Here is a 12,194-nt window from a genome sequence, read left to right on the forward strand (position 1 = left end):
CGGAGGCGTTTTTACCCGTCATGTTACTGGTGATCGTGACGGCATTTATCAATTCGGCCAGCTATATCGCCCCCATGGCCTTGCTGGGTGATATCTCGGACTACGGTACACTCAAGTCCGGGAGCAACAATACGGGCAACTATTTCTCAATCCAGGCCCTGTTGCAGAAAGGGACCATGGGGGTGGGCGCGGGCATTGCGTTTCCACTACTGGCCCTGTTTGGCTATGAGCTGGGTGTCGATAATCAGGGGGTGGCTCTGTGGGGGCTCCATACGACCTATATCATCATCCCGGCCGTTACCAGCGTCGCTGCCGCCGCGATCCTCTGGAATTTCCCCATTGACGCCCGCCGCCACGCTATAATTCGCCGTCGTCTCGAACAATTGGCAATCCGGTGAATGTATCCAAATCAGCCTCTCAACAGGGCTATCACAAGGGCAACCTCCGCGACCGGCTGATCTCGACTGCGGAAAGTCTGCTGCAGCATGAAGAACTCGATGCCCTCAGTCTGCGGCGCGTGGCCAGGGAGGTGGGGGTTGCTCCATCGGCCATCTACAACCATTTCAGCAATCTCGATGAGCTGCTGGCGGCGGTTGCCGCCGATGGCTATCGCCAGCTGGTGGTACTGGAGCAAAGTGCCTATGACAGTATCGCCGACCCGGAGGCTGTTCTCCGCCAGCTGACCGGGGATTATCTGAATTTCGCCGCAGCCAATCCCAACCTCTACCGCCTGATGTTCAGTCGCCGGGTTGTGGGTTACCGGGCACTCCCGGAAGTTCATGAGGCCGGAGATACCAGTTTTAAACTGGCGGTGGAGTGGTGGTATGGCAAGGGCAGCTACGATCCTGCCAGATCTGCAATTCATTACCCCTATGCGCTCGCAGTCTGGTCCCTGTGTCACGGCGCCGCCATGTCAATGCTGGATGGCATGGTCACCACGAGTGAGGCCCCGGACCAGAATGTCGATGCGCTCGCCACTGTCCTGGCGGACGCGTTCCTGCAAGGTGCGCGGTCAGTATTTTCAAAATAGGTCTTGACGAAACCTGAACTGACAGGCTAAATGAACACTGTTCATATGAACACCGTTCATTTAGCCCATCTGTGAGCCAGGAGTCGCGCATGAACACGAGGTCCTCATTCAAAGTAGCCGCCGTTTCGACTCTCGGGCTCAGTATTGCCCTGACCAGCGAGACCGCATTTTCCCAGGTACTGGAAGAGGTGCTGGTGACGGCACGGAAACGCCAGGAAAACCTCCAGGAGGTACCCATGGCGATCAGCGCGCTCACCGCGAAGGACATCGCCGAGGCGGGGCTGATGCGCTTGCAGGATATTACCCAGCTGGTTCCGAACATGACCTACCTGGAGCCCACCACCAACAAGTTCACCAATATTACCTTGCGCGGCATTTCCTCGGGCGGCGGTCTGGGTAATGATCCGGCGTTGGGGGTCTACGTTGACGAGGTGTATATCGGCCGCGACTCCGCCTTTAACGGCGATCTGCTGGACATCGAGCGGGTGGAGGTCCTCAAGGGCCCCCAGGGCACGCTGTTTGGCCGCAATACCACCGTGGGCGCGATCAACATCACCACCAAAAGGCCCTCCGATGAGCTCGGCGGCACGCTGGTGGTGGGTGTGGGCGACTACAACCTTACCCGGATCGGTGGCCTCATCAACGTGCCCCTCAGTGACACCCTTGCCGCCAAGTTCTCGGTGGTGGACATGGAGCGGGACGGCTTCCTGGACAACAGTTTCGGCGGCACCGTGAACACCGTCGACTACACAACTGGCCGGGCGCAGCTGTTGTGGAGTCCCGGCGAGCGTCTGGACGTCCTGCTGACCGGCAGCTATCGCGAAGCCAGTGGGAACGGGAACAGCTACGTCACCCGTTTCCAGGGCGAACCCCTGGAGACGAGCTACGACGTGAATGTCCCTGATCCCGGGTTCGAGGACGTGGAAGACAGCACATTGACCCTGCATGTGAACTACGACTTCAGCAACTACACGCTCACCTCCATCACTTCGTTCCAGCAACTCGAGGAGAGTTACCGCAATGATGCGGACTGGACTCCCCTGGATGACCTGACCGCTGTCGATACGCGTGACATGGACTCCTGGAGCCAGGAGTTGCGGGTGGAAAACAGTGGTGACAGTCGGCTTGAGTGGGTCGCCGGAGCCTACTTCTACCACCAGGAATTTGACGTTTTTACCCAGTCGCTGAGCGGTGGCGATACCATTTTCGCCTTCTTTGGCCTCAACAGCTTTATCGGCAGCGGTCTGAAGCCCTCGGATGTCAACCCGGGATTGCCCAATGGGGTAGATATCAATGCGACCTCGGTTATCGACACTGACAGCCTGTCCTTCTTCGCCAACGCCACTTACGACCTCAGCGATCAGTGGAGTGTGACGGCCGGGCTTCGGTATTCCGAGGACGACAAGGAACTGGATTACGAACAGGGGGCCGATGCCCTGGCCGCTGCGGCAGGGTTCTCTCCCTTTACTCTGCAGGATGACCAGAATGATGAGGAGGTCACATCCACCATCAGCCTCAATTGGCAGCCCAATGATGATCTGCTTGCCTACGTCCGCTATGCGGGTGGCTACAAGGCGGGTGGCTTCAACAACTCGATCAGCACAACGGCATCCCTGGTGAGTTTCGATGCTGAGACCCTGGATTCCTACGAACTCGGCTTGAAGTCCACGCTGCTCGACAATAGCCTGCGGGTGAACATCGCGGTGTTCCGCATGGAATACAAAGACAAGCAGGAGAGCCGGTTTATTGCCGGTGTGGGTTTCCAGCAGAGCAACGCCGGTGAAGCGGTCAGCGATGGCTTCGAAGCCGATTTCGAGTGGACGCCGCTGGAGCGTTGGACGGTGTATGGAGGTGTGGGCTACGCGAAGGCCAAATTCGATGACTACGTGGTAGACGCGACGACCGACTACACCGGCAACAAGCTGACCCGGGCGCCGGAATGGACCGCCAATGTGGGCGTGCAGACCGACTGGGACTTTAGCGATTACCTGCAGGGTAGCTTCCGGCTGGACTACGCCTACCAGGATGAATTCTTTACCCAGCCCAACAACGACCCCTTCTTCGCGGCCGACAGCCAGGGTATTGTCAACGCCAGGCTCGGTATTTCGGGCGGAGACGGCAGCTGGCAGGTCACGCTGTGGGGGCGCAACCTGACTGACGAAGAGAATGTGAATGCTTTGTTCGGCGCCAGCTCTTTTGTCTTCCCCTTCTACCATTACGCCCTGATTGCCCCGCGCACCTATGGTGCTGAGTTGCAGTTCCGGTTCTGATACCCGGCGCCACAGGCTTGCATCCATTGACGATCTCCGCTCCCAGTAGCAAGCCGCAGCCGATCCGGCTGCGGGACTACGCCCCGTTTCCTTTTCTGGTGAAGTCTGTGCAGCTGCAGTTTGAGCTGGACCGCAAGGCAACGGTGGTGGAGAGCCACCTGTTGCTGGAGCGCAAGTTTGGAGGAGTCGTTCCGCTGCAGCTCGATGGCGTTGGTTTGTCGCTGGATGCCATTGCGCTGGACGGCGAGCCGTTGCCGCCCACCCAGTACAGGGTGGAAGGCGATGTGCTGAGCGTGTTCGATCTCCCGCCGCGCTGTACCCTGATGACCCGAACGACGATCAGCCCCGCCGCGAACGAGGGTGACGAAGGCCTGTTCGAGCTCTCCGGCAAACTTGCCACCCAGTGTGAGGCCGAGGGCTTGCGCCGGATTACCTGGTTTCCGGACAGGCCCGACGTGCTGGCGGTGTACTCGGTTACCCTGATTGGTGACTCCGCTGCCTATCCTGTGATGCTCGGCAACGGGCATCCTGTGGCGGAGGGCGCGCTGGTAGATGGGCGGCGCTGGGTGCGCTGGGAGGACCCGTTTCCCAAGCCGTCCTATATTTTTGCGATTGTCGCCGGAGACTTTGCCTGCCTCAGCGACGAATACATCACGGGCAGCGGCCGCAGGATCGAACTGGGAATCTACGCCGACCGGGAACGCATCGGTGAGTGCGATTTTGCCATGGGTGCGTTAAAACGTTCCCTGCGCTGGGAGGAAGACAAGTACGGTCGGGAGTACGATCTCGATGTCTACAATATCGTTGCACTGACCGGGCATGTCGGGGCCATGGAAAACAAGGGTCTCAACATCTTTGATGCCAACGGCATCTGCGCCGATCCGGACATAAGCACCGATGCAGACTACCTGATCATCGAGCGCATTCTGGCCCACGAGGTGTTCCACAACTGGACCGGCAACCGGGTGACCTGCCGTGACTGGTTCCAGCTGTGCCTGAAGGAAGGCCTGACGCGCTATCGGGACCAGTGTTTCTCCCAGGATATGTCCGGCGCGGGGGTCAAGCGCATAGAGTTTGTCAAAGCCCTGCAGCGCAATCAGTTCCCGGAGGATGACGGCCCGGCGGCGCATGCGGTGAAACCCGATGAGTACATCGAAATTCGCAACTTCTACACCGCCACTGTGTACGAAAAGGGCGCCGAAGTTATCCGTATGCTGCAGTGCCTGATCGGCGATGAGTTGTTCCGTCAGGGAGTCCAGCTGTACCTTGAACGGTACGACCTGCAAGCGGTTACTACCGAGGATTTTATCGCTGCCATTCAGGATGCCAGCGGCTATGACCTGTCGCAGTTCTACCGCTGGTATGAGCAGGCCGGGCGTCCGCAGGTAGTGGCCAGCGGCAGCTACGATGCTGCAACCCGGTGCTACGAGCTGCGGCTGAGCCAGTCGACGCCCGCGACTCCGGGGCAGCCCGCGAAACAACCCTTTCATATCCCGGTGCTGGCAGGATTGCTGGATCAATCAGGCGATGAGCTGTCGGTACATCACCCGGATATCAGGATGGTAGACGGCAATCTTTTGCTGGAGTTGCGCCAGGAATCCCGGACCTTCAGGTTCGAGAACATGCCCTCCGAGCCCGTGCCCTCACTGCTGCGGGGCTTTTCCGCCCCGGTATCCCTGCAGGCGGACTTGTCCAACGAGCAGCTGGCCTTCCTCTGGTCCAGGGACACCGATTCCTATAATCGCTGGCAAGCGGGTCAGTCGCTGGCGATCAACGTCACCCGGGAGCTGGCCAGGCACTGGCATGCGAAAACGCCTCTGGAGCTGGACCAGGGTTTCTCCGACGCCTGGTCTGCGTTGCTGGGTGACGAGAAAACGGAGCCGGGCCTGCTTGCGGAGTTACTGGCGCTGCCAGAAGAGCCAGCCCTGAGCGCTGGTCTGGCCCGGATTGATATTGATGGCCACTACGCCGCGCGCGCTTACATCGCCCGGCAACTGACTGCGAACAATCGCCAGCGGTTGCTCGAGCGCTACCACGCCCTGGCGGTTGCCGGACCCTACGTGTTTTCAGCGGAGGCTATCGGGCAACGCAGCCTTCGCAACCGCTGCCTTGAATTGCTGCTGGCCGACCCGGACAAGGAGGTTCTCGCCCTCTGCCTTGCCCAGATTCGCAGCAGTGAAAACATGACAGACGGATTCGCGGCCCTGGCAGCCCTGTGCCATGTGGACTGCCCCGAGCGTGCGGAGGGTCTCGCCGATTTTTACCAGCGTTGGCAACACAAGCCGCCCGTTATCGACAAGTGGTTCAACGCCCAGGCACTTTCACGCCTGCCAAACGCCGTTGACCTGGTCCTGGAGCTGGAGCAGCACCCGGCCATGGATATCATGAATGCCCCGAGGGCGATGGCCTTCTACGGCGGCTTCTTTCGCCAGAACCGGGTCGGCTTCAACGAACCCGGCGGTCGCGCTTACGACATGCTGGCAGAGCGCCTGATTCTGGTCGACGGGGTCAAGCCGGGCTCGACCTACTGGCTGATGCCGCAGATATTGCAGTGGCGCAGGTTCGATCACGGCCGGCAGGAGCTGATGCGCGCTGCGCTCAGGAAAGTACGAGACGCGAAAATATCGAAAGGACTCTACGAGATTGTGAGCAAAGCCCTGGCTGGAGAAACACCATGAAAGAATTCGTTCAACACCTCGACAACACTGTGCCTGCACAGCTGTCAGCGCTGAACTTGCCAGGATGTGCGCTGGCCCTGATCGAAAACTCCGAGGTGAGCCACCTGCGCTGCTACGGCTATGCGGATGTGAAGGCGCAAACGCCGCTAAGCGAGCGCAGCATGTTCCAGATCGCTTCCATCTCCAAGTCCTTGACGGCTTGGGGAATCATGAAGCTGGTGGAGGCGGGCAAGCTGGACCTGGACGCGCCCATCGATACCTACCTGACGCGCTGGCATTTGCCGCCATCTAAGTATGACGCGGCGGCAGTCACGCCCAGGCTGTTGCTGATGCACTTTGGTGGCACTTCGCTCTCGGGTTGCGGCGGAACGCTCTACGATGGCACCTGGTATACGGTGGACGATATTCTCTACGGGCGGACACCTTCCCTCGATGATCGGCAGCTGGAGTACTGCCTGAAATGGGGGCTTGATCCGGACCCCTATGGCAAGCCGGTCCATCTTCTGCATGAGCCTGGCACCGTGTGCGAATATTCCGGTGGCGGGTTCACCATTCTGGAGTTGATCATCGAGGAGATCACTGGAAAAACCTTCACCGAGTTCATGAGCGAGGAAATTCTCGACCCACTGGGAATGCCCGAGTCCAGCTTCGAAATACGCGATTCGCAGCTGCCGCTGGTGGCAACCCCCTACAGCGATACGCTGGAGGAAATCCCGCTGTATCGCACCAACGGCAAGGCCGCCGGAGGCATGTATTCCACGATCACGGAGCTGGCACGGTTTGCCTGTGCCGAGATGGATGGCCCCAATGGCGAGGCGTCCGGTCGCGGCGTCCTGACACCTGCCTCTGTTGCAGAAATGCATCGTCCTGATCGTTACGCCGAGACCGAGATGGGGCTGGATTTCTACGCTGGCCTGGGTCACTACGTGATCGACCTTGGAGATGTCCGGGCGGTCCAGCACACCGGCGGCAATCCTGGCTGGCGTACCGTGTACACCATTGTTCCCGAGAAAAAGCTCGGGTTTGTCTGTCTCATCAACAGTGCCGGCGGCAACGATCTGTGGATGGACCTGATACAGCAGTGGTCCGCCAGGTTCATGCAGCAGTAGCGAGAAACCATGCTGCTGGGTGTATTTGAAACCGGGGGCACGATCAATGGTATCGTCGATCCTGCGGCGCCCCCGCCGGCCGACAGCCGGGTGCTGGCGTGGCTTGGGCAGCAGGCTTCGCGCCTGCACCTTGAAATCGATTCGCAGATTGTGGTGATGAAGGACTCCCGGTCCCTGGAGGACACGGATCGGGAGCGCCTTGCGGCAGCAATAGAGACGACTCGGCTACAGCGCATCCTCATTCCCCATGGTACGTACACCATGCCTGCAACCGGGATGTACCTGCGCCGGCACCTTGGCCGTGAAGCACAATCGAAAAGCATTGTCCTGGTCGGCTCCATGGTTCCACTGGGTGAGGCGGGATCCGATGCACCGGCGGCGCTGGAGTTCGCTATTGAAACCCTGGGGGAGGGTCCTGTCGGTGTCTGGATTGCCATGAATGGGCGAATCTGGCACCCGGCGGAGGTGGTGAAAGACGACAAGACCGGCGACTATGTCGCACGTGACCCTGCTCGGGCCAACTGAGCGCATTTCCCACGCGGGTAGAAATCGCCGGGATATACGACAAGGCCGGGCGTAATCGGGTCGCAACGGCATCAACAATTCAATGAGGACAAGTGTGAAACTTTCTATCGATTTTGTCAGGTCGAATTTTCCCCAGCTGCAGGATGAGCCCGAGTTCGTATTTTGCGCCAGCGCCGCGGGCAGCTATCTCGCCCAACCCGTTATTGACAACCTTGAGCACTACAACAGGCACTGGCGCGTCCAGCCCTATTCACCATACCCGTCGTCACGGGCAGCGGGGCTGGCCATGGACCGGGCGCGTGACGGCTGGTCCAGGGCGCTGAATATTGGCGCAGACGAATTGACGATAGGCCCTTCCACCTCGATCAACAGCTATGTCATGGCGCAGGCACTGGGTGCCGATTGGGGGCCGGGGGACGAAATTGTAGTGACCCGGCAGGACCACGAGTCGAACCATGGCGTCTGGCGGCGCAAGGCGGAAGCCCAGGGCGCGGTCGTGAAGGAGTGGCCGATCGACCCGTCGACGGGATTACTGGATCCGGCTGAGCTGTATCCCCTGCTGGGTGAGCGGACCCGCTGGGTATTTTTTACGCACTGCTCGAACATCATTGGCACGGTCAATCCGGTTGCGGAAATAGTGTCCGGTATTCGACAGCGCAGCGGCGCCAAAGCCTGCGTCGATGCCGTGGCCTATGCGCCGCACCATATCCCCGATGTGAAGGCGCTGGATGTGGATATGTACCTGTTCAGCCTCTACAAGGTGTTTGGTCCGCATCAGGGGTTGATGTATCTGCGCGCCGAGCTGCAGGAAAGCATCCAGGCCCAGAGCCATTTTTTTATCCAGGGTGACAGTCACAAGCGATTCAACCCGGCCGGACCGCAGCATGCCCAGGTGGCCGCTTGCCAGGGCGTGCTGGATTATTTCGCGGCCTTGCACCGGCATCATGGCGGCAGTGAGTCGGTATCGGCCGCGGCCATGTTGCAGTCAGTCCATGCCTTGACTGCCGCCCATGAGGCTCGGCTGGCTGCCCCCCTGGTCGATTACCTGGACCATGCACCACGGGTCAGGCTGTTGGGCAAAACCCATATCAGGGATGGCGACCGGTCGACAACCATTGCTTTTCAGCCGCTGGGCAAGTCAGCTGCCGATGTGGCCAAAGCCTTGCAGGCCCGCGATATTGGCGTTGAGCATGGGCATTTTTATGCCCACAGGCTGATGACCAGTCTGGGGATTGATCCGGCAGATGGCGTGGTCAGGATTTCCCTCGTTCATTACAACAGCGTAGCCGAGGTCGACAGGATACTGGCGGCGCTGGATCAGGCCCTGATCTGAGGCTGCCGGTCAGTCCGGGAAAATAATCCGCAGCAGCTGTTGCAGGAACACGTTGTGTTGCGCGCCGTCATGGTTGAGGGTGCCACTCAGGCTGAGGCGCTCCTCGGGACAGTAGTACATGAAGGAACCCCAGTGGCCCAGGTGGCCCCACAGGGTTTTGCCGTGGATGGTTTTCCTGCCGATGCCCATGGCGTAGTGGTAGCCTTCCTTGGCGAGCTTGCCCCTGAGAAACATATCCAGAGTTTCCGGCTGCCGGGTGAGTTTGCCGGCGAAGGTAGCGCGCAGGAAGTTGTCGAGGTCACCAAGGGTTGATACATGTCCTCCCGCGGCCCAGTCGCAGCTGCCGTTGATCTGCAGGGCATCGATGTGGTCGCCATTCATGTTGATATAGCAGTGGGACAAATCGCCCCGTGCCGGCTCATGACCTTCCAGGTAGGTCTGGTCCATGCCCAGCGGGTCGAATATGTTTTCCCGGCACAGCTGCGCATAGGAGCTGGCGGTCAGCTGCTCCAGCAACAGTCCGAGCAGGACATAGCCGGTATCCGAGTAGTGGTAGGTCTCGCCGGGGGCGCCCACCAGCTTCGCGTTGTCCAGTGCCCACTCGGCGATCTCTCCCGGCGCCCGAAACTTGCCCGGGTCGCCAGCCAGCACCTGGAACCACTCTTCCGACAAGGCAAAATCATTGAATCCCGCCCGGTGATAGAGCAACAGCTCCAGCGTGATTTCTTCCCGCTGATGGCCGGGGGCGACAGGAACCCTGGCGGCAATGTGCGCAGGCAGCAGCTCTACCACCGGTGTCTGCAGGCTTAGCTTGCCCTGTTCGATCAGTTGGGCACAGAGCAGGCCGGTGAACGTCTTGCTCATGCTGGCGATGCGAAAGGCATGGCCCGGTTCCAGCGCCGAGTCATCCGCCCGACAGTATGCCCCGGAGGCACCCTGGAAGCGCAATTGCTGAAAGGGGGCGTTGATTCCCAGCAGTACTCCCGGCGCCTCGGCCGCTGTCGCTATCATGAGTTGTTCGATGTCTTTTTCCACGAGCGCTCCTGAGTGAAGGGTCGGGAAAGCGTTAATTTGCTTGCCAGGCCGCCGGATTCTGCTAATATGAACACTGTTCATATTATAAGTCAACGCTCAACCGCATCGAGAAAGGCAGGGTAGAACACGTGACCGCAACGACTGCAGCAGGATCATCGTCATGCCGGTAGATACCCCGGCTCAACGGCAGCAACCAGCGCAATGTTCCCTGGCTACTCCGGTGGCGGGCCGAGAGCCGTGCGGACCACCCGTTTATTGTCTGGGCTCCATTTGATTCACCCTCGCGCTCGATCAGCTATGGGGAATTCTACGCTTCCGTGCTGTCGCTGGCAGCGGGATTGCGGGCCCGGGGGGTAAAGCAGGGCGACTTTGTTCTGCTGCATATGGATAACTGCCCCGAGTTCCTTCAGGCCTGGCATGCCTGCTCGCAACTGGGCGCGGTGGTGGTGACCACCAACACCCGTTCCAGCGGCGAGGAGCTGGACTACTTTATCGGCCATTGCGGCGCCCGGGTGGCGCTGACCCAGCCGGCTTATCTGCAGCGTATTGCTGCGGCCGGCGAGCAGTTGGCGTGGATTGCCTGTATCGACCACGATGCGGGGGCCGAGCCTGCCAGCGCGGATATCGGCGGTGCCCTGGCCTTTGCGGAACTGATGATTGACGCCGGCGGGTTCCAGCCGGTGGATTCCGACCCGCTGGCCTGCAATTCGGTGCAGTATACGTCGGGTACCACGTCGCGTCCCAAGGGGGTGCTGTGGACGCATGCCAACGCAATATTTGCCGCGCGCAGCAATGCCCAGGTGTGCATGATCCGGCCCGCGGACATAGGCCATGTGTTCCTGCCCCTGTATCACACCAACGCGCTCTGTTATTCGCATCTGGCGACCCTGTGGGCGGGGGCGACTCTTGTCCTGCAACCGCGGTTTTCCGCCTCCCGGTACTGGGATTGCGTGGTGGGACACCGATGCACCTGGGGTATCCAGATTCCCTTTGCCCTGAAAGCCCTGATGTCCCGGCCTATCCCCCCGCAGCACCACATTGAGCGCTGGGGCCTGGGTGCGCACAATCCCGATATTATTCAGCAATTGTTGGGGATTCCCTGTATCGGCTGGTTCGGCATGACGGAAACCGTTGCCCTGCCCATCTATTCGACCCCGGGCATGCCGGATCGGGAAATGAGTATGGGCCTGCCCTCGCCGGAATACGAAGTGCAGGTACGCGCTGCGGATGGCGGTGATGCAGCATTCGGGGAGAGCGGGCGCCTGTGGCTGCGCGGTATTCCCGGACTCTCCCTGTTTCATTCCTATCTCCACAACCCGGAGGCGACCAACAAGGCCTTCGATGCAGACGGCTGGTTTGACACCGGTGACATGGTGACCGCCACCGCAGACGGCTGCATCACCTTTAACGGCCGCTCCGGCGATATGCTGCGCGTGGGAGCGGAAAACGTGGCGGAGTCAGAGATCGAACGGGTGGTGGCGACAGTGCCCGGTGTTCTCGAGGTCGCGGTGGTCGGCCGGCCGGATGACATGCTCGATGAAGTACCGGTGGCTTTTGTGGAGGCACCCGGTATCTCGGAGACAACCGCAGTGGCCGAATTGGCCGCACACATTATCAAGCACTGCAAAGATCAGCTGGCCGACTTCAAGGTGCCGCGAGAGGTATTCGTCGTCGACCAGATACCCCGCGTCACCCTGGGCAAGCTGGACAAGAAGCTGTTGCGCCAGCGTTTGCGCGACGGTGCGCGGACACAAAACGAGGAGAGCCCGCATGTATCCTGACAAGCAATCCCGATCACACGCGCTGTACCAGCGCGCCCTGTCTGTGATGCCCGGTGGAAACAGTCGCAACACCGTTTATTTTCCGCCCTATCCGGTTTACATCGACAGGGCGGAGGGCTGCAGAGTCTGGGATGTCGACGGTGTCGAGCGTATCGACTGTATCAACAATTACTCTGCGCTGATTCACGGTCACTGCCATCCCCGCATTGTTGCAGCGCTGCGGGAGCAAGCGGGCAAACTGCTCTCCGTTGCGCTGCCGACGGAGGCGGAAATTCGGCTGGCGGAACTGGTGACCGAGCGAATGCCCGGCATCGAACAGGTCCGGTTTGCCAACTCGGGCACGGAAGCCGTGATGATCGCGGTCATGGCGGCGCGCGCTGCAACCGGGCGCAACAAGATCGCCAAGATCGAGGGCGCCTATCATGGCAGCTAT

General features: G+C 60.2%; 10 protein-coding genes. 9 read left to right on the plus strand and 1 reads right to left on the minus strand.

Annotated elements, in window-relative coordinates; translation table 11 throughout:
- The 7 genes from RJQ10_RS05075 to RJQ10_RS05105 all read left to right on the plus strand — a co-directional run.
- Positions 1 to 398: MFS transporter (locus tag RJQ10_RS05075; protein ID WP_350144274.1), on the plus strand; the 398-nt coding region annotated here is incomplete at its 5' end.
- Complete coding sequence (locus RJQ10_RS05080; RefSeq protein ID WP_350144275.1) at positions 395 to 1,030, plus strand: TetR/AcrR family transcriptional regulator; 636 nt, start codon at positions 395 to 397, stop codon at positions 1,028 to 1,030. The genes RJQ10_RS05075 and RJQ10_RS05080, both read left to right, overlap by 4 nt.
- Before the next feature lie 89 nt (positions 1,031 to 1,119).
- Complete coding sequence (locus RJQ10_RS05085; RefSeq protein WP_350144277.1) at positions 1,120 to 3,300, plus strand: TonB-dependent receptor; 2,181 nt, start codon at positions 1,120 to 1,122, stop codon at positions 3,298 to 3,300.
- Between the two features lie 26 nt (positions 3,301 to 3,326).
- A complete protein-coding gene (pepN, locus tag RJQ10_RS05090) occupies positions 3,327 to 5,978 on the plus strand; it encodes an aminopeptidase N (protein WP_350144279.1) in 2,652 nt (883 codons plus the stop codon).
- Positions 5,975 to 7,087, plus strand: a complete 1,113-nt coding sequence (locus tag RJQ10_RS05095; protein WP_350144281.1) for a serine hydrolase domain-containing protein — start codon at positions 5,975 to 5,977, stop codon at positions 7,085 to 7,087. Before pepN ends, RJQ10_RS05095 begins: the two co-directional genes overlap by 4 nt.
- Positions 7,088 to 7,096: 9 nt before the next feature.
- The gene (locus RJQ10_RS05100) at positions 7,097 to 7,612 is read left to right on the plus strand and encodes an asparaginase domain-containing protein (protein ID WP_350144283.1); all 516 of its coding nucleotides are present in this window, start codon (positions 7,097 to 7,099) and stop codon (positions 7,610 to 7,612) included.
- Positions 7,613 to 7,706: 94 nt separating this feature from the next.
- On the plus strand, positions 7,707 to 8,945 hold the full coding sequence (locus RJQ10_RS05105) for an aminotransferase class V-fold PLP-dependent enzyme (RefSeq protein ID WP_350144285.1): 1,239 nt from the start codon (positions 7,707 to 7,709) through the stop codon (positions 8,943 to 8,945).
- A 9-nt stretch (positions 8,946 to 8,954) separates the two neighbouring features.
- Here the strand turns inward: RJQ10_RS05105 and RJQ10_RS05110 are convergent, their stop codons facing one another.
- Positions 8,955 to 9,980: a serine hydrolase domain-containing protein gene (locus RJQ10_RS05110; protein ID WP_350144287.1), complete on the minus strand. Its 1,026-nt coding sequence runs from the start codon at positions 9,978 to 9,980 to the stop codon at positions 8,955 to 8,957.
- A gap of 170 nt (positions 9,981 to 10,150) precedes the next feature.
- Here RJQ10_RS05110 and RJQ10_RS05115 point away from each other — a divergent pair, with 170 nt between their 5' ends.
- Both RJQ10_RS05115 and RJQ10_RS05120 read left to right on the plus strand, forming a co-directional pair.
- Positions 10,151 to 11,761, plus strand: a complete 1,611-nt coding sequence (locus tag RJQ10_RS05115; RefSeq protein WP_350144290.1) for an AMP-binding protein — start codon at positions 10,151 to 10,153, stop codon at positions 11,759 to 11,761.
- On the plus strand, positions 11,751 to 12,194 hold a 444-nt coding region (locus RJQ10_RS05120; RefSeq protein ID WP_350144288.1), incomplete at its 3' end, for an aminotransferase class III-fold pyridoxal phosphate-dependent enzyme. The genes RJQ10_RS05115 and RJQ10_RS05120, both read left to right, overlap by 11 nt.

The sequence above is a fragment of the Haliea sp. genome (genome assembly GCF_040222615.1).
GTDB lineage: Bacteria > Pseudomonadota > Gammaproteobacteria > Pseudomonadales > Halieaceae > Haliea.